Source organism: Aeromicrobium stalagmiti, assembly GCF_013283745.1.
Classification (GTDB): domain Bacteria; phylum Actinomycetota; class Actinomycetes; order Propionibacteriales; family Nocardioidaceae; genus Aeromicrobium; species Aeromicrobium stalagmiti.
Window position 1 is genome coordinate 45573 of record NZ_JABSTZ010000002.1, and the last position, 22077, is coordinate 67649.

A 22077-nucleotide genomic window follows, 5' to 3' on the forward strand; every position below is an offset into this window, starting at 1 on the left:
CATGCGGCGTCCGGTCATCCGTCTCCTTCCTGTCCGACTGCGAGAGGAGTGTCGAATGTCCAGCTCGGGATCGAACCTCGACCTCCTGCGCGACGCTGTCCGCGAGGGCGCATCGGACGTGGTTGACGTTGCACACGAGGTGGGAGCGAGTGCAGCGCAGTGGGGCGTCCCGCTCCACGAGGTCCTGGACCACGTGGAGCGGGCCTTCGCCCCGGACCAGCCATCCTTCGCGGCGACCCGCGCGGCCGCGGTCGCCTGGGCCGAGCGGGCCCTGGTGCGGCACGCGGACATCTCGTGCGAGGACCCGCTGACGTCGTTGGCGACCGTGCCGTACGTCCGGTCGCGACTCGCCGAGATCTATCGCGGTGCGGAGAACGTCGGTGGGCGTGCGTCCGACTCGACCGCGGTCGTGGTCGTGGAGCTGCCGCGGTCGCACGTGGGCCACGAGCTGGAGCTGTCGTTGCGTGCGCTGCACGTCGCGGAGATCCTGCGGTCGGTGTTCGCAGGCGACGAGACGGTGGCCCAGCTGACGCCGCGACGATTCGCGGCGCTCGTGGCACGCGATCGCACCGACGACATCACCCTCAGCCTGCTGGCGATGCTGCTCGACCGGGCCGTGGGGGAGCACGGTCAGTCGCGCCTGTGGGTGGAGCAGCTGCCGGCGTCGGTCGACGGCGTCGCGCAGGTCCTGGCCGGCCTCTGCGAGTAGCCCCTCGGGCCGCAGCCACGTGTCGGTGCCCTGTGGCACGCTGGACGCATGTGCGGGCGCTACGCGACGACCCAGACCTCGGCCACCCTCCACCAGGCGTTCGAGATCGACCTCGCCAACTCGTTCGTCGAGCTCGAGGCCGACTACAACATGGCCCCGACCAAGCTCGCGCCCGTCGTGATCGGCCGCCGGTGCGACGAGACGCCCGAGTCGGCGCCGCCGCAGCGTGAGCTCCTGACCGCCCGCTGGGGCCTGATCCCGAGCTGGGCCAAGGATCCGTCGATCGGCAGCCGGATGATCAACGCCCGCTCCGAGACCGTGGCCGAGAAGCCGGCGTTCAAGAAGGCGTTCGCCCGACGCCGCGCGCTCGTGCCGGCCGACGGCTACTTCGAGTGGTACGCCCCAGAGCCTGTCGAGGGCCAGAAGAAGCCGGCCAAGCAGCCGTTCTACATCACCCCGAAGGACGGCTCGGTGCTCGCGATGGCCGGGCTCTACGAGTTCTGGAAGGACCGCGAGGCCGACGAGTGGGTCGTCAGCTACACGATCCTCACGACCACGGCCGAGGACGCGCTGGGGCACGTCCACGAGCGCATGCCGCTGTTCCTCACGCCCGATGCGTACGACGCGTGGCTCGACCCGTCGCCGCGCTCCGCCGACGACCTCCTGGGGCTGCTCGTGCCTGCTGCTCCGGGGCGCCTCGACGCCTTCGCGGTGTCGACGGCGGTCAACAACGTCCGCAACAACGGGCCCGAGCTGATCGTGCCGCTCCCCGCGGAATAGCAGCACCCCTCCCGCGGTTGAACAGCGCAGGAGGACAGATGCTGACACACGCCACACGGACTGACTCGTCGATCACACCACTCCGCCCCCGTCCGACTCCGGGAGTAGGCTGGGAGGCGATGACAGTCACCGCTGATAACCCTGAGATCCCCGACGCACGGGAGACCGAGACCCCGGAGCAGCAGCAGGCCCGCTTCGAGGCCGACGCGCTGCCCTTCCTCGACCAGCTCTACTCGGCTGCCCTGCGCATGACGCGCAACCCGCACGACGCCGAGGACCTCGTCCAGGAGACCTTCTCGAAGGCGTTCAGCGCCTTCCACCAGTTCAAGCCGGGCACCAACCTCAAGGCCTGGCTCTACCGCATCCTCACCAACACCTACATCAACTCCTACCGCAAGAAGCAGCGTCAGCCGCAGCAGGTCACCGACGAGATCGAGGACTGGCAGATCGCGCGGGCGGAGTCGCACGGCTCGTCGGGCCTGAAGTCCGCCGAGATGGAGGCGCTCGAGCACCTGCCCGACAGCGACGTCAAGGACGCGCTGCAGGCGCTGCCCGAGGACTTCCGCTACGCGGTCTACCTCGCCGATGTCGAGGGTTTCCCCTACAAGGAGATCGCCGAGATCATGGACACGCCGATCGGCACCGTGATGTCCCGACTGCACCGCGGACGTCGTATGCTCCGCGAGATGTTGGCCGACTACGCCCGTGACCGTGGCATGGCCGTGACCGGAGTGGGTGACAAGGCATGAGCAACTGCGACGGACCTGACTGCGAGAAGGCGCTCGAGAACCTCTACCTGTTCATCGACCAGGAGATCGACACCGCCAGCTGCGCCGAGATCCAGACCCACATCGACGAGTGCACGACGTGCCTGACCGAGTACGACCTCGAGCGCGTGGTCAAGAGCCTGGTGTCCCGGTCCTGCTCCGAGGTGGCCCCCGAGCCGCTGCGCGAGAAGGTCCTGATGTCGATCCGCACGGTTCAGGTCACGATCACCGAGCAGAAGGCGCGCTGACGGCATCAGCTGCTCCAACGAAGAAATCCCCGTCCGGTGGACGGGGATTTCTTGGTTTCACGCGTTGGGGCGCTTGCCGTGGTTGGCGCCCTTCTTGCGGCGTGCACGACGCTTGCGGCCAGTCTTGCCCATGGTGTTCCTCCTCGAAAGTCGACGCCTCAGTCTCCCACAGGCGTGATCCGCGACAGAAATCGCTCCCGGTCGACGGCCACGCGGCGTACCTCGCCGCTGGCGAGCAGGGCTCCGGCGGCGTCCAGCGCGACGACCTGGAAGCGCACGAGCCGACCGTCGGTGTGCACGACGGTGGCGGTCGCGGTGACCGTGGCGCCCACCGGGCTGGCGACGAGGTGCTCGATCTCGACGCGCGTGCCGACGCTGGTCTGCTCCGGGGGCAGGTCGAGGGCGGCGCAGGTCGCCTCCTCCAGCCAGGCGAGCACCCGTGGCGTGGCCAGGACGTCGAGGTCGCCGGACCCCAGCGCGCGAGCCGTGTCGGCATCGGTGACGACGTGCGTGACGGAGGCAGATTCCATCCCCCGACCCTAACGCTGACGAGACCTTTACCGCCCCCCGAGGAGAGCGTTCCGGCCCCTCGAGGAGAGGGTTGGCGCCCCTCCCAGGGCGCTAAAGGTCTCGTCGAGGGGCCGTCAAGGTCTCGTCAGCGGCGGGGGAGGACCAGGCGGACCACAGGTCCGCGTAGCGACCGCCGGCGCCGACAAGGTCGGCGTGACTGCCCTCCTCGACGATGCGACCCTCGTGCATCACGACGATGCGGTCGGCCGACTGTGCCTGGGTCAGTCGGTGCGCGACGACGAGGGACGTCCGTCCGCGCGTGACGGCGGTCGCCGCGTCCTCAAGCTCACGGGCTCCTGACGAGCCTGCTTCTGCGGTGGCCTCGTCGAAGACCGCGACGAGAGGGTCGTGCAGGAGCACCCTGGCCAGGGCGAGCTGCTGGGCCTGCGCCGGTGTCAGGGGGTGCCGGTGGTCGCCGACGACGGTGTCGAGCCCACTGGGCAGTGCCTCGACCCAGGGGAGGGCGCGCACCGTCGCCAGCGCCGAGCGGATGTCGGTGTCGTCAGCGCCGGGTCGGGCGAGGTCCAGGTTGTCGCGCACGGTGCCGGAGAACACGTGGACGTCCTGGGTGACCAGGGCGATGCCGGCGCGGACGTGGGACGGGTCGAGCGTCGCGAGGTCGATGCCACCGATGCGGACATGCCCCGAGGTGGGCTCGAGGAGCCCGGCCGCGATCGCGCCGAGGGTGCTCTTGCCGGCGCCGGTCGCGCCCACCAGGGCCACGCGCTCGCCGTCGGCGACCGTGAGGGTGACGTGGCTCAGCACCGGCCGCCCCGCGACGTAGGCGTGGCTGATGCCGCTCAGCTCGAAGGCGCCTGAGGTCACCGGCGACGCCTCGCGAGGTGGCGGCGTCGGATCGAGGAGGGCCACCCCGGCCAGTCGGGCCAGCGACGCGCCGGCCGACTGGATGTCGTCGAAGATCATCAGCAGGGCGCCGATGGGGTTGAACAGGCGGTGGAAGTACAGCGCAGCGGCTGTCACGGCGCCGACCGTGGTGAGGTCGTCGCGCACGAGCAGGAACCCGGTGCCGAGCACGAGGCTCAGGCCGATCAGCTCGGACCGGTTGGTCCGTGCCCCGAAGCGGGTCAGCAGCCTGAAGACGTCGAGCGTGATGGTCATGGCGTGGCGAGAGTGGTGGGTGATCCGGTCGATCTGCGCCTGCTCACGCGACAACGCCCGCAGCGTCGACGCCCCCTGCAGGCCGCTGACCAGCACCTCGGCGCGCTCGCCCTGTGCGATGCGCTCACGCCGGTAGTACGGGCCCGACCGCGGGAGGTACCAGCGCAGCCCCAGGGCGTAGAACGGGGCCGACGCGAGGCCGGCGAGGCCGAGGCGCCAGTCGAGGGCGAACAGCCCGCCTGCGGTGAAGACGACCGCCACCAACGACCCGATGAGCAGCGGGATGATCCGCGTGAGCGACTGGGCGACTGCGCGGACGTCGTCGCCCATGCGGGACAGGAGGTCGCCGGCACCGGCCTCCTCGAGGCGGATGCTGTCGAGGTGCAGCGCACGGTCGAGCGCCTGCTCGCGCAGCTCTGCGAGGGCGGGCTCGCCGGCCTTGGCCAGGAAGGTCACCGACAGCGACGTCGCGACGCCGGCGACGACGGCCGCGAGGGCGATGAGGACCGCGCCGTCCCGGACCCGGGAGGTCGGCCCGTCGCCGGTGACGGTGTCGACGATGTCGCCGAGCACCCACGGGGCGACCAGTCCGGCGAGGCCCGCGACGACGAAGGCGGCAGCGGCCACGAGCAGCGGCCACCGGTGCGTACGCAGCAGGGCGGCGGCAAGACGGCTCGTGTCGCGGCGGCTCGCGATCGGGAGCAGGTGGCGGGTCATCGCAGGACCGTCTCGCGGTAGTCGTCACGGAGCGCGAGGCCGTGGTGCGTCCCGCTCGCAAGGAGCCGTCCCTCGCCGATCATCAGCACCCGGTCGGCGACGGCGAGGATCGCCGGGCTCGAGGTGATGACGACCGTCGTGCGCTCGGACCCGGTGTGATGACGCAGCCGCCGCACGCCGTCGGCGATCCGCTGCTCGGTCATCGCGTCGACGGCGCTGGTGGGGTCCTGCAGGACCAGGATCGGGGCGCGGGTCGCCAGGGCCCGGGCCAGGGCGATGCGCTGCCGCTGGCCGCCGGAGAACGTGGCCGCTCCTGCGGTGACGGGCTGCTGCAACCCGTCGGGGTGCAGCGCGACGACGTCGCCGGCGGCTGACGCCGAGAGCACCTCGTCGAGCTCTGCCTCGTCGAGCGCTGCGTCGGGGTCGATGGCCGACCGCAGCGTGCCCTCGAACAGGTCGACGTGGTGCTGGCTCACGACGACCGCGGTGCGCAGGGAGTCGATCGTGAGGTCGTCGACCGGGTGCCCGCCGAGCATCACGTGACCGCCGCTGCGGTCGGCGACCGGCACCTCGCCGCGCAGCAGTCGCACGAGGGTGTCGCTGCTGATCGGGTCGTCGACCACGATCCCGACCAGCTCTCCCGCCTGCGGGGCGAACCCGAGGTCACGCAGCGGGCCGGTGGTCACCGACGAGACCTCGAGACGGGGTCGGGGATCGTCCAGGACGACAGAGCCGTGGGTCGCGAGGGGTGGCGTGTGCAGGAAGTCGACGACCCGACGCGCCGACGCGAACGACTGCGCGGTCTGCGCACTCGTCTGGCCGAGGCCGGCGATGGGCTCGGCGAGGAACTGGGTCAGGCCGACGATGGCCACGAGCTCGCCGATGGTGATGCTGCCCTCGAGCGCACGCGTCCCGGCGAGCCAGGCGACGAGCGCGAGGAACAGCCCGCTGAGCGTCGCCGTGAGGCCGTGCATGTAGCCGACGGAGCGGGCGGTGCGGATGCTCGCGTCGCGGGCCGATGCGCTGTGCCGGCGGTAGCGCGTGATCGCGACGTCCTCGGCCCCGACGCCCTTGAGCGGCCGCAGCCCCTTGACCAGGTCGGTGGCGAACCCGGTCGCCGTGGCGATGCCGGCCTGCTGGTCAGTGGTGTGGCGGGCGATCAGGGGCGTGACGACCTGGATCACCACGAGCACGAGAGGGACGCCGACGAGCACGACGACGCCGAGCACGACGTCGATGCTGAACAGCACGACTGCGCTGAGGACGACGCCGACGAGCCCGGCGAGGGTGTAGCCGACGTCCCACAGGAACTCGCCGATCGTCTCGGCGTCGGAGGTCGCCAGTGACAGCGTCTCGCCGGGCAGCAGGCCCGTGCGTGCACCGTCGGGGCCCAGCACGTGCTCGCTGACCTCGACCCGCAGCTGGTGCATCTCCAGCTGCAGCGCGCCGACGCCGAGGTGCGCCCCCCAGCGGTAGGAGTAGCTGAGCACCGCGAACAGCAGCACCAGCGCTCCGCCCCACGTGGCGAGCTCGACAGCATCACCCGTGGCGACAGCTCGGTCGATGATGACGCCGATGACCACGGGGACGAGGGCCTCGCACAGGAGCCACGTCGTGACGAGGGCGTAGCAGCCGAGCAGAGGGCCGCGATGGCGGCGGATGCCGCGGCGAAGGAGTGCAGCCGCGGTCCGTGGTGGATCAGGGACGACAGGCACCGGGTAAGGGTAACCTCACCCGGTGACTGCCTGTCACCCCGAGGGTCAGATGCCGGTGGTCGCGCGCGGGTAGGCCGCGTCGACGTCGGTCATCACGTTGACGAGATAGGGGACGCCCGACGCGAACGCCCGGTCGATCGCCGGTCCGATCTCCTTCGGGTCGGTGACCATCTCGCCGCCACCGCCGAGCGCCGTGACCACCTGGTCGTAGCGCGTGTGCGGCGCCAGGTCGGCCGCGACGTCATAGCCGTAGAGCCACTGCATCGGGCCCTTCTCGAGGCCCCACGCGGAGTTGTTGCCGACGATCATGACGATCGGCAGGTCGTGACGGACCAGCGTGTCGACGTCCATCAGCGACATGCCCGCGGCGCCGTCGCCGTAGAGCAGCACGACCTGGCTGGACGGGCGGGCGATGCGGGCGGCCATCGCCGCGCCCATGCCGGCACCGAGGCAGCCGTACGGCCCCGGGTCGAGCCATCCGCCGGGCCGCTTCGGCTCGACGAACTTGCCGGCGAACGACACGAAGTCGCCGCCGTCGCCGATCACGACGGCGTCGTCGGCGAGGCGGGGGAGCAGCTCGCCGTAGATGCGGGCGGGGTGGATCGGGTCGGCCTCGGCCGTCAGCAGCTCCTGGTCGCGGGCCGTGGCGGCGGCGACCTCGGTCTGCAGCGTGCTGAGCCACGGCGTCCAGTCCGGCTTGCTGCCCGGTGCTGACTGCAGCGCCGACAGCAGCCCGGTGAACACCGACGTCAGGTCGCCGCTGGCGGAGCCGGCGAGCGCAGCGTGGCCCGAGAGCTGTCCGGGGGAGTCGGCCAGGTGCACCGTCCGGGCCGGGGTCGCACCGTCCTTGCCGCCGAAGATGCCGTAGCCGAGGCGGAAGTCCAGCGGGGTGCCGACGACGATGACGAGATCGGCCTGGTTGAACGACGTCGACCGCGCCTTCGTGACGAGCTGCGGGTGACCGCCCGGGACGAGGCCGCGGCCCATGCCGTTGGCGATGACGGGGATGCCGGTCTCGGTGACGAAGTGCAGGGCGGCCTCCTCCGCGCGGTCGGCCCACACGTCGGTGCCGAGCACCAGCACGGGGCGCTGCGACGAGGCCAGCAGCCCGGCGACCTGACGCAGGGCGTCGGCGTCGGGCTCGATCGCGGCCGTCGTGCTGCCCTGCGACGTGAAGGTCGCGGGGGCGCTGTTGAAGAACTCGTCCATCGGGACGTCGACGAACGTCGGGCCGCGATGCGACGAGCCGGCCAGGGTGAAGGCCTCGTCCATCGTCGGAGCGATGTCGGCCACGGTGTGCGCCGTCGTCGCCGACTTGGAGATCGTGGAGAAGATCGGCGGGTGGTCGAGCTCCTGCAGGCTGCCGGTGCCCCAGCGGTTGTTGGGCGCGCGCCCGCCGACCACCACGAGCGGCGAGCCGGAGAAGCTCGCCTGGGCGACCGGGCTGACGCCGTTGGTGATGCCCGGGCCCGCGGTGAGGACGGCGAGACCCGGCGTACGGGTCAGCTTGCCGATCGCCTCGGCGGCGAAGACGGCCGTCGGCTCGTGACGGACGTCGATGATCGGCATGGCCGGCTCGGCCTTGACGGCGGCGTCGTACATCGGGAACACGTGGGCGCCGGAGAGGGTGAACATGGTCTCGACGCCGTGGGCGCGGGCCACGTCGAAGGCGTGGATGCCGCCGTGCGGCGGGGCAGCGGCGGTCGTCTCGCCCTGGTCGGTGGGTTCAGTCGTCATGTGACGCACGTTACTGGACGGTAGGCAGCGACGGGTCTCAGCCGAGGGGACGCGCCCGTGTCGTCGGCCGGTAGAGCCACGGCTGCTCGGCCCTGATCTGGTCGAGCACGGCCAGCAGGAGGTCGGCGCGGTGGGCCGGCTGCTCGGCGAAGAGCTCGGCGTCGGAGCGCAGGTCGTCGCGGCCCTGCACGCCCAGCGCGAGCTGCAGGTGCAGCGCGCGCAGGAACGATGACGTGTTGCGGACGCCCGGCGAGGGCCACTCAGCCTCGAGGTGCCCGCGGGTGCGCGGGGGCTTGATGCCCTCGCCGAGGCGGGCGAGCCACGGCTCGACGATGCTGGGGTCGAGCTCGTTGCGGTGCAGCAGCGTCATGACGGCGTACGCGAGGCGATCCTCCTCGCCGTGGCGCCAGATGTAGGCGGTCGGCGTCAGCACCCGGTCGGCGATGACGTCGAGCAGCACCGTCAGCTCGAGCCGGCCGAAGTGGCGCGACCGTGCCAGCGCGGCCAGCAGGTCGGCCCCGTGCGCGATCGAGTTGGCCCAGCCCTGCTCGGGGATCCAGCCGCGGTGGTCCTGCTCGCGGACGTACCAGGCCGTCGCCCGGTCGCCCCAGTCGAGGACGGAGGCGGACGTCATGAGGTGCTCGTTGTTGTCGCGCCCGATGATCTCCGCGAGCATCAGGGCGCTGTAGGACCGCCGCATGACTGAGACGTCTCCGTCGTGCCCGAGCCCGTAGCGCAGCCCGGGGGCGATGCCGTCGCCGAGCCCGCTGAGCAGCTGGTCGTAGACCCCGCGGGTGATCCAGGTCGTCAGCAGGGGATAGGCGAGGTCCTCGCGGGTGCGGGGATTGGGGTGCCCGAGCATCTCGACGAGCTCGACGGTGCACTCGTCGAGGCCGCGGTCGGCGGGGACGTCCATCCCGCTCTGCATCACCGATTGCCAGTACGCCTCAGACACCGTGCCATCGTGCCACGCACGGCGCGCTGAGCTGAACCCGTGCGACACACGTCCGGAGCTAGCCGGAGGTGTGCCACACCTGCGCCGAGCCGATCGGCGTGAACCCGGCCCGCAGGAACGCGCGCAGCGAGGCGGCGTTGCCGGGGGCGACCATCGCGACGACGGGCTCGCCGGGTGGCACCTCGGACAGCGCCGCACGGATCGCGTTCGTCGCCGCCCCCGCCCCTTGCCGGCTCGCCGCCACCTCGACCGACATCTCGGTCAGCCCGGCCAGCCCGGTGGCCAGGATCACGAGCACGTCGTCGTCACCGGTCTGCTGAGCCGGGACGTAGGCCCGGACGTCGTCGCGGAGCCTGCGGGCGAAGTCGATCCGCGGGTGGCCGGTCTTCTCGGAGCGGGCAACGAGTCGATGCCCGGCGGCGGCGACCGAGGTGCCCGCCGCCACCAGCAGGACGTCGAGGGAGTCGATGTCGTGGCGACCGACGTGAGCGCCGGCGAGCGCCGTGACGACGCGCGGATCGCTCAGGCCTCCCCGTCCGTCGGCGGCGAGCTCGGCGACCTCGTCGGGCACGGCGCGGCCGTCGCCCAGGCACAGGAAGCCGTGGCCGGTGAGCGAGACCACGGCCTCGAGCGCCGGTCGCCACGCCGGCAGCCGCTCGACCCGCCCGTCGGCCGGAGGGAACCGACCGGCGAGGGCCGCCCGCACCACGGTGCTCAGCGGATGGGCGGGGCCGTCTGTCATCGCGCCATCGTGCCACGACGTCGAGGTGCTGCTGACAAGATGGACCCGTGCCCTCGCTGGACGACATCGCGCAGTTCCAGACGTCGCTGAACGCCGACGACGTCGCGTGGCTGCACGCCCTGGTGACGGACTGGCAGATCATCGCCGACCTCTCGTTCTCCGACCTGGTGCTCTGGGTGCCGGACGGGGAGTCCAAGGGGATGTGGGCGGGGGCGCAGATCCGACCCACGACGGGGCCGACGACGTTGCTCGAGGACGTTGCCGGCACGTTCGTGCCGACGGGCCGCGGCGACCAGCTGGAGATCGCGCTGACGAGCGGCAAGCGGGTGGCCGAGCACGTCGAGGAGGAGCACGACGGCACGCGCATCCGGGTCGAGGTCATCCCCGTCTGCCGGGGTGCCAGGACGATCGCGGTCATCTCGCGGCGCAGCGCCGAGTCGGGTCTCCGGACCGCGAGCACGCTCGAGAACGCCTACTTCGAGGCGTCCCGCGAGCTGGCCGAGATGATCCGCCGCGGTGAGTTCCCCCTGCCGGGCACCCGCACCGATCTCGCCGACTCGCTGCGGGTCGGCGACGGATTCGTCCGCACCGACGCGTCGGGGGTGGTCCGCTACGCCAGCCCCAACGCGATGTCGGCCTACCGGCGGCTGGGGCTCGTCGGCGACCTCGTCGGCACGCACCTGGGGGACGTCACGACCGGGCTCGTCGACCGCCGACCGACCGACCGGGGTGCCCGCGGCCTGCTGCGCGGCGACGAGAGCATCGAGGCCGAGATCGAGAACGGCCAGGCGTCGCTCCTGCTCCGCGTCATCCCGCTGCTGGCCGCCGGACGCCGCAGCGGCTCGCTGATCCTGCTGCGCGACGTGACCGAGCTGCGGCTGCGCGAGCGCGAGCTGGTGTCCAAGGAGGCGACGATCCGCGAGATCCACCACCGGGTCAAGAACAACCTGCAGACGGTGGCCGCGCTGCTGCGTCTGCAGGGGCGCCGGATGGAGAACCCCGAGGCGAGGGCCGCGCTGGAGGAGGCCGTCCGCCGGGTCGGCTCCATCGCGCTCGTCCACGAGACGCTCAGCCAGTCCTTCAGCGACTTCGTCGAGTTCGACGAGATCGCCGACCGCCTGCTGCGGACGGTGCTCGACGTGTCGGACGGGCCGGCCGGCGCCAACCGGGTGACGGCCGAGCGGTTCGGCACCTTCGGCCTGCTGCCCGGGTCGTGCGCGACCCCGCTCGCGATGGTCCTCACCGAGCTGATCCAGAACGCCGCCGAGCACGCGTTCGACGAGCGCGGCGGCACGTTGACGCTGGCCGTCAACCGCATCCGCGACAAGATCCGGCTGCGGGTCAGCGACGACGGCGCAGGACTGCCGCCCGGTTTCGACCCCGCGGCCAGCCTCGGCCTGTCGATCGTGACGACCCTCGTCGAGGGAGAGCTCGACGGCACCCTCGCGTTCGAGACGCGGGTCGGCGGCGGCACCACCGTCGCGATCTCGCTGATCGTCTGAGACCTGCGGATACAAAGAACCCCGCGGCCGTCAGGCCACGGGGTTCACCGATACGTGCGTACGTTCAGGCAGTACGAATACGTGCCCGAGCATTGCGGCGCTTCAGCGTACGACGTTCGTCTTCGCTCAAGCCTCCCCACACACCGTGGTCCTGTCCGGACTCGAGTGCCCACTGAAGGCACTGCTCGCGGACATCACAGCGGCGGCATACGACCTTGGCCTCTTCGATCTGCAAGATGGCAGGACCCGTGTTGCCGATGGGGAAGAAGAGCTCAGGGTCCTCATCAAGGCAAGCCGACTTGTGGCGCCAGTCCATGGGGACACTCCTTCCCGTTCGGTGTTGCGCCCACAGGCAGGACTGTTTGTCCTGATCAGCGGGCATTGGACTCCATGGTTTCAATATTTCGGGAGGTTTACAAGGGCAACGCCACGCGGTGAATTGTCGGATCGGTCACACGGTGCCTACGCTGGCGCCGTGACGTCTTCTGGACGGCCGTCCGGGACGGCCAGAACTCTCCTGCTGGTGGCGGCCGCGGTCGTCGCCGTGGAGTCCCTGACCTTCCTCGTGCTGGCCGTGCTGGAGGCCGCAGACGTGTCGTCGGAGCGGGTCGGGCTCGGCGTGGGGACCACGCTGTTCCTGCTCGTGATCGGCGGCGGCATCGCGTGGGCGGCGTGGCGCGTGACCGAGGGCGACGCCTGGGCCCGCAGCCCCTTGGTGCTCTCGCAGATCATCCTGCTGGGGCTGGCGTGGAACTTCCGCGGCGACCCGCCCTGGCTCTCACCGCTGGTGGCGGCCCCGGCGGTCATCGTGCTGGCGGCGCTGCTCTCGCCTCCGGTGACCCGTGCACTGAGCGGTCCGTCCTCCGTGTGAGAGACTGAAGGTCGGGCACAACCCGTGACTTCTCGCTCCGGCGGGACAGCAGATCTGCGGCACGAATGCCGCGCCGGCAACCTGATCGGTGCCGAGGACCAGTACGGATACGTTCCCGAGGATTTCCCCACTCATGGTTGCGACAGACATCGACGTGCAGACAAACGCCCCCGATCCCGACGACCCGGTGTTCGCCCTGCACCGCGGCGGCAAGATGAGCATCAGCTCGACCGCCGAGGTCAACAACGCGTACGACCTCTCGCTCGCGTACACCCCGGGCGTGGCCCGGGTGTGCGAGGCGATCGCCGCCGACCCCGAGGTCGCCCACGACTACACGTGGGTCTCCAACACGGTGGCCGTCGTGACCGACGGCACCGCGGTGCTCGGTCTCGGTGACATCGGACCGGCCGCCGCGATGCCCGTGATGGAGGGCAAGGCGATCCTGTTCAAGCAGTTCGGCGGGGTCGACGCGATCCCGGTCGCGCTCGCCACGACCGACGTCGACGAGATCGTCGAGACGATCGTGCGGCTCGCCCCGACGTTCGGCGGCATCAACCTCGAGGACATCTCGAGCCCGCGCTGCTTCGAGATCGAGCGTCGCCTCATCGAGCGCCTCGACATCCCCGTCTTCCACGACGACCAGCACGGCACCGCGGTGGTGACGCTCGCGGCGCTGATCAACGCGGCGCGGCTCACCGACCGCTTCCTCGAGGACTTCAAGATCGTCATCTCCGGTGCTGGTGCGGCCGGCGTGGCGATCATGAAGATCCTGCAGTCGGCCGGCGCGCACAAGATCGCCGTCGTCGACCGCGCTGGCGTCATCCATCCCGGGCGTGACGACCTCAACGAGGTCAAGCAGTGGATCGCGACCGAGACGGCCGGCTGGGCGCGTCCCGGCACGATCTTCGACGCCCTCGACGGCGCCGACGTGTTCATCGGCGTCTCCGGCGGCACGGTGCCCGAGGAGGCCGTGGCCCGCATGGCGCCCGACGCGATCGTCTTCGCGATGGCCAACCCGCACCCCGAGGTGCACCCCGACGTCGCGCGTCGCCACGCCCGCGTCGTGGCCACGGGCCGCTCGGACTTCCCCAACCAGATCAACAACGTGCTGGTGTTTCCCGGCATCTTCCGCGGCGCCCTCGACGTGCGGGCCACCCGCATCTCCGAGGGCATGAAGCTCGCGGCCGCGCACGCCATCGCCGACCTGGTCGGTGACGACCTGAGCGAGACCTACGTCATCCCGTCGCCGTTCGACCCCCGCGTCGCGACGGCCGTCTCGCGAGCGGTGACCGACACCGCCCGCCGTGAGGGCCTGGCCCGACGCCCGTACTGATCCGACCCGAGGAGCTCCATGTTCGCCGTCTACGCCGGCCAGATCGTCCCCGACAACCCGCTCGACGGCCTCGTCGTCGGTGAGCGTCCCGATCCGCAGGTCCCCGACGGATGGACGACGGTCACCGTCAAGGCGGCCTCGATCAACCACCACGACGTCTGGAGCCTGCGGGGCGTCGGCCTCGGCGAGAAGTCGCTGCCGATGATCCTGGGCTGTGACGCGGCCGGCTACGACGAGGACGGCAACGAGGTGCTGGTGCACGCCGTCATCAGCGACCCGTCGTGGCGCGGTGACGAGACCCTCGATCCCCGGCGGTCGCTGCTCTCGGAGCGCCACCAGGGCACGTTCGCCGAGAAGGTCGCGGTGCCGACGCGCAACGTGGTCCCCAAGCCTGCGGGCCTGTCGTTCGCCGAGGCTGCCTGCCTGCCGACCGCCTGGCTCACGGCCTATCGCATGCTGTTCACCCAGTCGGGGCTCAAGCAGGGCGACACCGTGCTGGTGCAGGGGGCGGGAGGTGGCGTGGCCACGGCCGCCATCACCCTGGCCCGAGCCGCGGGGTTCCGCGTCTACGCCACGAGCCGTGACGAGGACAAGCGCGCCAAGGCCATCGAGATCGGTGCGCACGAGGCGTTCGAGTCCGGTGCCCGGCTGCCGAGCAAGGTCGACGCCGTCATGGAGACCGTCGGCGCGGCGACGTGGTCGCACTCGGTCAGGTCGATGCGCCCCGGAGGCACGATCGTCATCTCCGGCGCGACGTCGGGCGACGCCCCGTCGCACGCCGAGCTGACCCGGATCTTCTTCCAGCAGATGCGCGTCCACGGGTCCACGATGGGCACCCGCGACGAGCTGCACGCGCTCGCGCAGTTCATGGACGTCACCGGCACCCGCCCCCTGATCGACCGCGAGATCGCCATGGACCAGGCCGCGGACGGCCTGCAGAGCATCATCGACGGCTCGGTCTTCGGCAAGATCGTGCTGACCCTGTAGGCCTGACCCTGTAGGTCTGGCCCTGTCGGTCAGTCCAGGTCAGTCCGCGGGTGTCCAGCGGACGCCACCGTCGTCGCACATCAGCGTCGTCTCGGCGGCTCCGCCCGGCAGGCACCGCCCGTCGACCAGGGTGCGTCCCTTCAGCGGCACGTCGAGGCGCACCTCGTGCTGCACGGGCGGGTTGCTCGGGCATGTGGCGGCCCGCGGGTCGGGGTCGACGGTGCTGAACGTGACGACGACCCGCGTCGTCGTGATCTCGACGAGCGGGTCGGCGACCTCGCCGGTCACCCCGTTGTTGCAGGCGAGACGGCTGACGTCGGCGGTGAACGACGTGGAGGAGGGGGCCAGGCGCTGGCCCGGCGCGAGGTCCCAGGTGGCGGCCGGTCCGGGCACGACCTCTCGCGCGGTCGGTGATGGGTCCGACGATCCACGTGACGCAGCGGAGTCGTCGTCGCCCTGCGACGAGCAGGCGGCGAGCAGCAGGACGGCGGTCGCCGTGACGGCCGGACGAAGAAGGTTCATGGGGGAGGATGTCCGCCACACGGCCTGCGGTCTCGCCCTCGGATCAGTCGTCGGCGAGCGTGTGTCGCAGGTAGCGCATCGGGGCGTCGAGGTAGGCCTTCTGGTGCCGGACGAGCTCGAGCTCGTCCCACGCCGCCTCACGCAGGCCCCAGTCGCCGACCTCGAGGACGTGGGCGCCCGGCATCGAGGCCAGGACGGGGGAGTGCGTCGCGCACAGCACCTGCCCTCCGGCGGCGGCGATGTCGTGCAGGACCCGGATCAAGGTCAGGCTCGAACGGAACGACAGCGCGGCCTCGGGCTCGTCGAGGCAGTAGAAGCCCGGCGAGTCGAACTTGCGCTTGAGCACCTCGAGGAACGACTCGCCGTGGCTCATCGCGTGGTAGTCGGGCTCGCGCGGGCCGCGGTGGTCGTCCATGTAGGTGTACCAGCCGTGCATCGTCTCGGCGCGCAGGAAGAATCCCCAGCGCCCCGCACCGATGCCCCGCTGGACCCGCAGGTCCTCGTGCAGGCGCGACTCGGTCGACCGGGTCTCGTGGCGTCCGTGGGCCGTGCCGCCCTCGGGAGACAGCCCGTAGGCCACGGCGACGGCCTCGACGAGCGTCGACTTGCCTGACCCGTTCTCACCCACGAGGAACGTGACCCCGTGCGGCAGGTCGAGACCCTCGTCGAGCACCTGGGCGACGGCCGGGATCGTGGCCGGCCACTCGCTGCGGTCGAGCTCGGGCCGGGGGGCGTCGACATGGACGACGGGCGGCTGGTCGAGGTTCACCCCGTCACCTTGGCACCCGCCACCGACAAGACGTCAGTCCAGCACGTCGGTGTCGTCGATGTCGGACGCCATGGCCCAGATCATGTCGGCCGGATAGGTGCGTCCGGCGTGCTCGGCCTGGAGGTGGGCGTCGACCCGGGCGACGAACTCGTCGTCACGTCCGGTGATCGGGGTGCCGCAGGGGCACGTCAGCAGCTTGGCCATGTGGTTCCACCTCTCGAGGTGCAGCGTGGGTGGTCTCGACAGTCCGACGCCTTCGGCGTGAGACGCTCGACCTGGTACGACGTCCGCTCGCGGGGCTCGCTCAGTCGTCGTCATCGTCGAGGCGGGCGAGCCAGGTGGCGAGCCGCTCGACCGGGATCTCGAAGTCGGGGTTCAGGTCGACGAACGTGCTGAGCTGCTCCGCCAGCCAGGCGAAGGTAACCTCTTCGTCACCCCGCCTGGACTGGAGCTCCTCGATCCCGCGATCCGTGAAGTACATCGATCAGCTGAAGGCCTGCTGCATGAGCGTGGCCTGCTCCTCGACGTGACGGTTGTGCGAGCCGACCGACGGTGCCGACGACTCCGGACGCGAGACACGCTGCAGCGGCAGCCCCTCGAGCTCGCCGGTGAAGTGCAGCGCGACGTGCGGCCACGGACCCTGGTTGGCGGGCTCGTCCTGCACCCAGCGCACCTCGCGGGCGTTCGGGTACTTCGCGAGCTCGGCCGTCAGCTCGGCCAGCGGACGCGGGTAGATCTGCTCGAGGCGGACGATCGCGGTGCGGGAATGGCCCGACTCGCGCTTCTCCCGCTCCGCCATGAGGTCCCACGTGATGCGGCCCGAGCAGACGAGCACGCGCTCGACGGCGGACGGATCGGCCACCTCGTCACCGATGACCGGACGGAACGTGCCCGTCGTGAAGTCGTCGGGCTGGGAGGCCGCGGCCTTGCTGCGCAGCATCGACTTCGGCGTGAAGACGATGAGCGGACGGTGCTCGCTCTCCAGGTTCTGGCGGCGCAGCAGGTGGAAGTACGACGCGGGGGTCGACGGCTGTGCCACCGTCATCGCCTCGTCGGCGCACAGGTCGAGGAAGCGCTCGATGCGGGCCGACGAGTGGTCGGGCCCCTGTCCCTCGTAGCCGTGGGGCAGGAGCAGGACGACGCCCGACTTCTGGCCCCACTTGGTCTCGCCGGCCGAGATGTACTCGTCGATGACGGACTGGGCGCCGTTGACGAAGTCGCCGAACTGCGCCTCCCACATCGTGAGCGCCTCGGGCCGTGCGACCGAGTAGCCGTACTCGAAGCCGAGGGCGGCGTACTCGCTCAGCAGCGAGTCGTAGACGTAGAACGTCGACTGCTCGTCACCGACGTGCGACAGCGGGGTCCACTCGTCGGCATTCGTGCGGTCGATGATCGTGGCGAACCGCGACGAGAACGTGCCACGGCGGGTGTCCTGGCCGGCGAGGCGCACGGGGCGCCCGTCGAGCAGCAGGGAGCCCATCGCGAGGATCTCGCCGGTGCCCCAGTCGATCGGACCGGCCGAGATCGACTGCGCACGGCGCTGCAGCTGAGGCAGCACCTTCGGGTGGACCGTGAAGCCCTCCGGCACGTTGGTGTAGGCGTCGGCGATGGCCTTCATCGTCTCGGGCGTGATCGCGGTGACGAGCTCGCCGGCGTGCTCGGGCTTGTCGGGGTAGTCGGGGGTGCGGGTGTAGCCGGGATCGGCTGCCGCCTCCTTGACCTCGGCGAAGTTGCGCTCGAGCTGGGCCTGGTAGTCGCTCAGGGCGACCTCGGCCTCCTCCAGCGTGATGTCGCCACGACCGACGAGCGCCTCGGTGTAGAGCTTGCGCACCGACTTCTTGGCGTTGATCGTGTCGTACATCAGCGGCTGCGTGAAGCTGGGGTCGTCGCCCTCGTTGTGACCGCGACGGCGGTAGCAGACGAGGTCGATCACGATGTCCTTGTGGAACGTGCGGCGGTACTCGTACGCCAGCTGTGCCACGCGGATGCAGGCCTCGGGGTCGTCGCCGTTGACGTGGAAGACCGGCGCCTGGATCATGCGGGCGACGTCGGTGCAGTACGTCGACGAGCGCGACGACGAGGGCGAGGTCGTGAAGCCGACCTGGTTGTTGACGATCAGGTGGATCGTGCCGCCGGTGCGGTAGCCGCGCAGCTGCGACAGGTTGAGCGTCTCGGCGACGACTCCCTGACCGGCGAACGCCGCGTCACCGTGGACGAGGACCGGGAGCACGGGGAAGGCCGCGCCCTGGTTGAGCCGGTCCTGCTTGGCCCGGGTGATGCCCTCGAGCACGGGGTCGACGACCTCGAGGTGCGAGGGGTTGGCCGCGATCGAGACCTTGACCTTGTCGCCGTTGCCCGAGGTGAACTCGCCCTCGACGCCCAGGTGGTACTTGACGTCGCCGGAGCCCTGCACGGTGCGCGGGTCGATGTTGCCCTCGAACTCACGGAAGACCTGGCTGGGGCGCTTGCCGGCGATGTTGACCAGCGCGTTGAGGCGGCCGCGGTGGGCCATGCCGATGCAGACCTCGTCGAGCTTGTCGGCCGCTGCGGCCTCGCAGATCTCGTCGAGGAACGGGATCGTGGTCTCGCCGCCCTCGAGGCTGAAGCGCTTCTGACCGACGAACTTGGTCTGCAGGAACGTCTCGAAGGCCTCGGCCTGGTTGAGCTTCTGCAGGATGCGCAGCTGCTCCTCGCGCGGCGGCTTGGTGTGCGGACGCTCGATGCGCTCCTGGAACCACTCGCGCTCGGCCGGCTCCTGGATGTGCATGTACTCGATGCCGATCGTGCGGGCGTACGAGTCGCGCAGGATGCCGAGGATCTCGCGCAGCTTCATGAAGCGCTTCTCGCTCTTGAACGAGCCGGTCGCGAACTCGCGGTCGAGGTCCCACAGGGTGAGGCCGTGCGACGCGGTGTCGAGGTCGGGGTGCATGCGCGGTGAGCTGTCGAGCGGGTTGGTGTCGGCCATGAGGTGGCCGCGGACCCGGAACGCGTGGATGAGCTCGAGGACGCGGGCCTGCTTGTGGACCTCGTCGTCGTGGCTGACCGGGATGTCCTGGGCCCACCGGATGGGCTCGTAGGGGATCTTCAGCGCGCGGAAGATCTCGTCGTAGAAGCCGTCCTCGCCGAGCAGCAGGGCGTGGATGCGCTTGAGGAACTCGCCCGACTGCGCGCCCTGGATGACGCGGTGGTCGTAGGTCGACGTCAGCGTCATCATCTTGGAGATCGCCATCTGGGCGAGCGTGTGGTCGGACGCACCCTGGAACTCCGGCGGGTACTCCATCGAGCCGACGCCGATGATGACGCCCTGGCCCTGCATGAGGCGGGGGATCGAGTGGTTGGTGCCGATGCCGCCGGGGTTGGTCAGGCTGACCGTGGTGCCCTGGAAGTCGGTGACCGCGAGCTTGTTGTCGCGGGCCTTGGAGACCATCGTCTCGTAGGCGGCCCAGAACTCCGCGAACGTCATGGTGTCGGCGGCCTTGATCGACGGCACCAGCAGCGTGCGGGACCCGTCGGGCTTCTTCAGGTCGATCGCGAGACCGAAGTTGATGTGCTCGGGCTTGAGCTGGTTGGGCTTGCCGTTCACGACCTCGAAGCCGGTGTTCATCTCCGGCATGGCCTTGAGGGCCTTGACGATCGCCCAGCCGATGAGGTGGGTGAACGACACCTTGCCGCCACGAGCGCGGGCGAGGTGGTTGTTGATGACGACGCGCTGGTCGAACAGCAGCTTGACCGGCACGGACCGGACGCTCGTCGCGGTCGGGACCTGCAGGCTGGCGTCCATGTTGGCGACGGTGCGGGCCGCGGCGCCGCGCAGGACCAGGTGCTCCACCTCGCCGGGGCCGGCCTGGGGCGCGTCCTTGGCGTCGGGGGTGGCCGGGGCGGGGGTCGCAGCAGCGGCCGGGGGCGCAGGGGGAACGGGCGCCACCGGAGCAGGTGCGTCGGGCGCCTTCTCCTCGGGAGGAGCCGCCGTGGGCGGCGTGGTCTTGGGGGCCGGCGGCTGCGTCGACTCCGGAGACGTCGGCGGCGGCGTGGGAGCCGCGGTGTCGGCGGCCGGAGCAGCCGAGGCCGCGGGAGCCGCGGCGGGGGCTGCAGGCGCCTCGGCCGTGGCCGGGGCGGCACCGTTGGAAGCGGCGGCGTCGCCGACCAGTCCGACACCGTCACCGGTCTGGAAGAACGAGACCCAGGTGGCGTCTACGGACGACGGGTCCTCCTGGTAGCGCTCGTACATCTCCTCGACGAGCCACTGGTTGGTGCCGAAATCAGGGGTTGAATGGTCTTGTGAGGACTCGGCCACAGCCTCGATCGCCTCTTCCGATTGTGTGCTGGCGCGCATGTGAAAACGTCGATTAACAGGGTAACGCGGCGTCCCAGCAACCTGCAGGCAGGCTCGACCCGGAGACCGTGTCCCTCTCACCGTGCCACGGCGCGGGCGCAGATGAGCCCGTTTTGGCCGACGAGAGTGAGGCTCAGGCGCCGATCACGAGCTCGGGCTCACGGTCGACGAACCGGCCGAACGCCGCAGCCTCCTGCTCGATCGCCCGCAGCGTGCTCTTGGTCACGTGCGTGGAGGACGTGACGTCGATGCGGACGGTCCTGGCCGCGACGGTGCGGGTCCAGGTGCCGGCGAGCCGCCCGCGGACCATCAGCAGGCCGCTGCCGCGCATGACGTCGTGCACGGTGCCGGCGAACATCGCGTAGTCGTCGGGCTCGCGGGCGTAGGAGACGTACTCGTCGAAGTTCGAGAGCAACCACGCGGCGGGCACGTCGGCCTCCACGGGCTCGTCGAGCCGCCAGTGGGCGACGCCGTCGACGTCGAGCGGAGCGAGCTCCGCCAGCTCGATCGCGCGACGGCTCTCGGTGAGCGTCAGGCTCGTCCACCACGCGAGGTCGTGGTCGCGGAACGGGCCGTGCCCGCGGGCATAGCGGCGGGCCACCTCGGCCAGCAGGTCGTCACGGCCGGGGACGCTGCGCGGCCCGAGCAGCCGGTAGGTGTGCTGCTTGCCGCGCATCGGGCCGTTGACGACCAGCGCGTCGACCTCGGCCTGCATGACCACGTGAGCGACGGCCTGGCCGGTGATGTCGAGCCCGGACGCCGCCAGTGCGGCGGCCAGGTCGGCGCGGGGGTGGGCCCGGCCGTCGGCCAGTGCCTCCAGCAGGACGGTGACCCCGCGCGCGACGACGTCGTCGGTCAGGCCGATCGTGCGGTTGGTCGACCTGATCAGGCGCTCGACGCGCGGGCCTGTCAGTGCCAGCAGCCAGTGCAGGTCGTCGGGGTCGACGAAGTGCCAGGTCGGTCGCAGGACGTGGGTGCGCCAGAACTCACCGCGGGCGAAGGCCGCCTGCAGATCAGCGAGCGTCAGGTCGCGGGTGCGTCGGGCCACGGACCACAGCGCCATGTCGTGCAGCTGGGACTGCACGCAGCCGAGGTGCCGGACGACGTCGCGTGCGGAGTCGAATCGCGGCGCGTCGAGGCCCTGGGCGTGCAGGCGTCCGGGGATCGTCGGCTTCACGGCCCCAGCATGCCGCAGCCCGCCGACGGATCGGCGGGCTGCGGCAGGTGGCGACGGGGTGTCTAGGCGGTCTCGAGCGCGGCGTCGAGCGTGATCTCGGGAACCGACGCCAGGGCCTTGCTGAGCGGGCAGCTGACCTTGGCGTCCTCGGCGGCCGCCTGGAAGCCGGCGTCGTCGATGCCCTCGACCTCGCCGCGGACCGTCAGGGCGATCTTGTGGATCTTGAAGCCCTTGTCGTCCGGGTCCTCGCCGAGCGTCACCTTCGCGGTCGTCTCGATCGAGATGGGCGTCGCGCCCTTCTGGCCGAGGATCGCGGTGAGCTGCATCGTGTAGCAGGACGAGTGCGCGGCGCCGAGGAGCTCCTCGGGGTTGGTCGCGCCTCCGCCGTCCTCCGACGACCGCTTCTTGAACGACATCTCGAACGTGCCGAGGCCGGAGTCGGTGAGCTCGACCTGTCCGGATCCGTCGTCGAATCCGCCGTCCCAGGCCGTGCGGGCTGTGCGTGTCGGCATGCTGAAGTCCTC

23 protein-coding genes are annotated in these 22077 nt (G+C 70.8%); 8 read left to right on the forward strand and 15 right to left on the reverse strand.

Annotated features, from left to right (window positions below; genetic code table 11):
- Nucleotides 1–55: 55 nt before the first annotated feature.
- The 4 genes from HQK15_RS09265 to rsrA all read left to right on the forward strand — a co-directional run bounded on the left by HQK15_RS09265 (nt 56) and on the right by rsrA (nt 2504).
- Complete coding sequence (locus HQK15_RS09265) at nt 56–709, forward strand: hypothetical protein (RefSeq protein ID WP_173491193.1); 654 nt, start codon at nt 56–58, stop codon at nt 707–709.
- 48 nt (nt 710–757) lie between these two features.
- Nucleotides 758–1489, forward strand: a complete 732-nt coding sequence (locus tag HQK15_RS09270; RefSeq protein ID WP_173491194.1) for an SOS response-associated peptidase — start codon at nt 758–760, stop codon at nt 1487–1489.
- Between the two features lie 119 nt (nt 1490–1608).
- Complete coding sequence (locus HQK15_RS09275; protein ID WP_173491195.1) at nt 1609–2238, forward strand: sigma-70 family RNA polymerase sigma factor; 630 nt, start codon at nt 1609–1611, stop codon at nt 2236–2238.
- Complete coding sequence (gene rsrA, locus HQK15_RS09280; protein WP_173491196.1) at nt 2235–2504, forward strand: mycothiol system anti-sigma-R factor; 270 nt, start codon at nt 2235–2237, stop codon at nt 2502–2504. Before HQK15_RS09275 ends, rsrA begins: the two co-directional genes overlap by 4 nt.
- Before the next feature lie 57 nt (nt 2505–2561).
- On the opposite strand, the gene HQK15_RS19230 is transcribed toward rsrA, so the two are convergent.
- The 7 genes from HQK15_RS19230 to HQK15_RS09310 all read right to left on the reverse strand — a co-directional run bounded on the left by HQK15_RS19230 (nt 2562) and on the right by HQK15_RS09310 (nt 10059).
- Entirely contained in the window at nt 2562–2636 is a 75-nt protein-coding gene (locus HQK15_RS19230; RefSeq protein WP_369797015.1) for a 50S ribosomal protein bL37, read from the reverse strand.
- Between the two features lie 26 nt (nt 2637–2662).
- Entirely contained in the window at nt 2663–3034 is a 372-nt protein-coding gene (locus tag HQK15_RS09285; RefSeq protein ID WP_173491197.1) for a thioesterase family protein, read from the reverse strand.
- A gap of 91 nt (nt 3035–3125) precedes the next feature.
- Entirely contained in the window at nt 3126–4910 is a 1785-nt protein-coding gene (locus HQK15_RS09290) for an ABC transporter ATP-binding protein (protein ID WP_173491198.1), read from the reverse strand.
- Nucleotides 4907–6625, reverse strand: coding sequence for an ABC transporter ATP-binding protein (locus tag HQK15_RS09295; RefSeq protein ID WP_173491199.1), 1719 nt, complete (start codon nt 6623–6625; stop codon nt 4907–4909). The genes HQK15_RS09290 and HQK15_RS09295 overlap by 4 nt, the downstream gene beginning before the upstream one ends.
- Before the next feature lie 45 nt (nt 6626–6670).
- On the reverse strand, nt 6671–8362 hold the full coding sequence (locus HQK15_RS09300) for an acetolactate synthase (RefSeq protein WP_173491200.1): 1692 nt from the start codon (nt 8360–8362) through the stop codon (nt 6671–6673).
- Nucleotides 8363–8399: 37 nt separating this feature from the next.
- Nucleotides 8400–9317 (reverse strand): DUF2785 domain-containing protein, encoded by a 918-nt coding sequence (locus HQK15_RS09305; RefSeq protein WP_367649124.1) that lies wholly within the window; start codon nt 9315–9317, stop codon nt 8400–8402.
- Nucleotides 9318–9375: 58 nt separating this feature from the next.
- On the reverse strand, nt 9376–10059 hold the full coding sequence (locus HQK15_RS09310; RefSeq protein ID WP_173491201.1) for an N-acetyltransferase: 684 nt from the start codon (nt 10057–10059) through the stop codon (nt 9376–9378).
- A gap of 47 nt (nt 10060–10106) precedes the next feature.
- Here HQK15_RS09310 and HQK15_RS09315 point away from each other — a divergent pair, with 47 nt between their 5' ends.
- A complete protein-coding gene (locus tag HQK15_RS09315; protein WP_173491202.1) occupies nt 10107–11561 on the forward strand; it encodes a sensor histidine kinase in 1455 nt (484 codons plus the stop codon).
- A gap of 64 nt (nt 11562–11625) precedes the next feature.
- On the opposite strand, the gene HQK15_RS09320 is transcribed toward HQK15_RS09315, so the two are convergent.
- Nucleotides 11626–11877, reverse strand: a complete 252-nt coding sequence (locus HQK15_RS09320) for a WhiB family transcriptional regulator (protein ID WP_082530375.1) — start codon at nt 11875–11877, stop codon at nt 11626–11628.
- Between the two features lie 159 nt (nt 11878–12036).
- Here HQK15_RS09320 and HQK15_RS09325 point away from each other — a divergent pair, with 159 nt between their 5' ends.
- From HQK15_RS09325 to HQK15_RS09335, 3 genes are all read left to right on the forward strand, one after another.
- On the forward strand, nt 12037–12432 hold the full coding sequence (locus tag HQK15_RS09325) for a hypothetical protein (RefSeq protein WP_173491203.1): 396 nt from the start codon (nt 12037–12039) through the stop codon (nt 12430–12432).
- Between the two features lie 133 nt (nt 12433–12565).
- Nucleotides 12566–13765 carry an NAD(P)-dependent malic enzyme gene (locus HQK15_RS09330; protein WP_173491204.1) on the forward strand — a complete coding sequence of 400 codons (1200 nt, stop codon included), beginning with the start codon at nt 12566–12568 and terminating at the stop codon, nt 13763–13765.
- An 18-nt stretch (nt 13766–13783) separates the two neighbouring features.
- Nucleotides 13784–14752, forward strand: coding sequence for a zinc-binding dehydrogenase (locus tag HQK15_RS09335; protein WP_173491205.1), 969 nt, complete (start codon nt 13784–13786; stop codon nt 14750–14752).
- Between the two features lie 39 nt (nt 14753–14791).
- On the opposite strand, the gene HQK15_RS09340 is transcribed toward HQK15_RS09335, so the two are convergent.
- The 7 genes from HQK15_RS09340 to HQK15_RS09370 all read right to left on the reverse strand — a co-directional run bounded on the left by HQK15_RS09340 (nt 14792) and on the right by HQK15_RS09370 (nt 22065).
- Nucleotides 14792–15274: a hypothetical protein gene (locus tag HQK15_RS09340; RefSeq protein WP_173491206.1), complete on the reverse strand. Its 483-nt coding sequence runs from the start codon at nt 15272–15274 to the stop codon at nt 14792–14794.
- Between the two features lie 43 nt (nt 15275–15317).
- The gene (locus tag HQK15_RS09345) at nt 15318–16043 is read right to left on the reverse strand and encodes an AAA family ATPase (RefSeq protein ID WP_173491207.1); all 726 of its coding nucleotides are present in this window, start codon (nt 16041–16043) and stop codon (nt 15318–15320) included.
- 33 nt (nt 16044–16076) lie between these two features.
- On the reverse strand, nt 16077–16247 hold the full coding sequence (locus HQK15_RS09350) for a hypothetical protein (RefSeq protein WP_173491208.1): 171 nt from the start codon (nt 16245–16247) through the stop codon (nt 16077–16079).
- A gap of 100 nt (nt 16248–16347) precedes the next feature.
- On the reverse strand, nt 16348–16524 hold the full coding sequence (locus HQK15_RS09355) for a DUF6104 family protein (RefSeq protein ID WP_173491209.1): 177 nt from the start codon (nt 16522–16524) through the stop codon (nt 16348–16350).
- Nucleotides 16525–16527: 3 nt separating this feature from the next.
- Complete coding sequence (locus HQK15_RS09360; protein ID WP_173491210.1) at nt 16528–20376, reverse strand: multifunctional oxoglutarate decarboxylase/oxoglutarate dehydrogenase thiamine pyrophosphate-binding subunit/dihydrolipoyllysine-residue succinyltransferase subunit; 3849 nt, start codon at nt 20374–20376, stop codon at nt 16528–16530.
- A gap of 133 nt (nt 20377–20509) precedes the next feature.
- Nucleotides 20510–21553 (reverse strand): winged helix DNA-binding domain-containing protein, encoded by a 1044-nt coding sequence (locus HQK15_RS09365; RefSeq protein WP_173491211.1) that lies wholly within the window; start codon nt 21551–21553, stop codon nt 20510–20512.
- Nucleotides 21554–21615: 62 nt separating this feature from the next.
- Nucleotides 21616–22065: an OsmC family peroxiredoxin gene (locus tag HQK15_RS09370; protein ID WP_173491212.1), complete on the reverse strand. Its 450-nt coding sequence runs from the start codon at nt 22063–22065 to the stop codon at nt 21616–21618.
- Nucleotides 22066–22077 lie beyond the last annotated feature (12 nt).

Bases quoted from the DNA above. Each gene is read 5' to 3' on its own strand.
- HQK15_RS09285 (WP_173491197.1), bottom strand. From the start codon at position 3,034: ATGGAATCTGCCTCCGTCACGCACGTCGTCACCGATGCCGACACGGCT.
- HQK15_RS09275 (WP_173491195.1), top strand. From the start codon at position 1,609: ATGACAGTCACCGCTGATAACCCTGAGATCCCCGACGCACGGGAGACC.
- HQK15_RS09360 (WP_173491210.1), bottom strand. From the start codon at position 20,376: ATGCGCGCCAGCACACAATCGGAAGAGGCGATCGAGGCTGTGGCCGAG.
- HQK15_RS09355 (WP_173491209.1), bottom strand. From the start codon at position 16,524: ATGTACTTCACGGATCGCGGGATCGAGGAGCTCCAGTCCAGGCGGGGT.
- HQK15_RS09290 (WP_173491198.1), bottom strand. From the start codon at position 4,910: ATGACCCGCCACCTGCTCCCGATCGCGAGCCGCCGCGACACGAGCCGT.
- HQK15_RS09300 (WP_173491200.1), bottom strand. From the start codon at position 8,362: ATGACGACTGAACCCACCGACCAGGGCGAGACGACCGCCGCTGCCCCG.
- HQK15_RS09350 (WP_173491208.1), bottom strand. From the start codon at position 16,247: ATGGCCAAGCTGCTGACGTGCCCCTGCGGCACCCCGATCACCGGACGT.
- HQK15_RS09330 (WP_173491204.1), top strand. From the start codon at position 12,566: ATGGTTGCGACAGACATCGACGTGCAGACAAACGCCCCCGATCCCGAC.
- HQK15_RS09320 (WP_082530375.1), bottom strand. From the start codon at position 11,877: ATGGACTGGCGCCACAAGTCGGCTTGCCTTGATGAGGACCCTGAGCTC.
- HQK15_RS09340 (WP_173491206.1), bottom strand. From the start codon at position 15,274: ATGAACCTTCTTCGTCCGGCCGTCACGGCGACCGCCGTCCTGCTGCTC.
- HQK15_RS09270 (WP_173491194.1), top strand. From the start codon at position 758: ATGTGCGGGCGCTACGCGACGACCCAGACCTCGGCCACCCTCCACCAG.
- HQK15_RS09335 (WP_173491205.1), top strand. From the start codon at position 13,784: ATGTTCGCCGTCTACGCCGGCCAGATCGTCCCCGACAACCCGCTCGAC.
- HQK15_RS09265 (WP_173491193.1), top strand. From the start codon at position 56: ATGTCCAGCTCGGGATCGAACCTCGACCTCCTGCGCGACGCTGTCCGC.
- rsrA (WP_173491196.1), top strand. From the start codon at position 2,235: ATGAGCAACTGCGACGGACCTGACTGCGAGAAGGCGCTCGAGAACCTC.
- HQK15_RS09370 (WP_173491212.1), bottom strand. From the start codon at position 22,065: ATGCCGACACGCACAGCCCGCACGGCCTGGGACGGCGGATTCGACGAC.
- HQK15_RS09310 (WP_173491201.1), bottom strand. From the start codon at position 10,059: ATGACAGACGGCCCCGCCCATCCGCTGAGCACCGTGGTGCGGGCGGCC.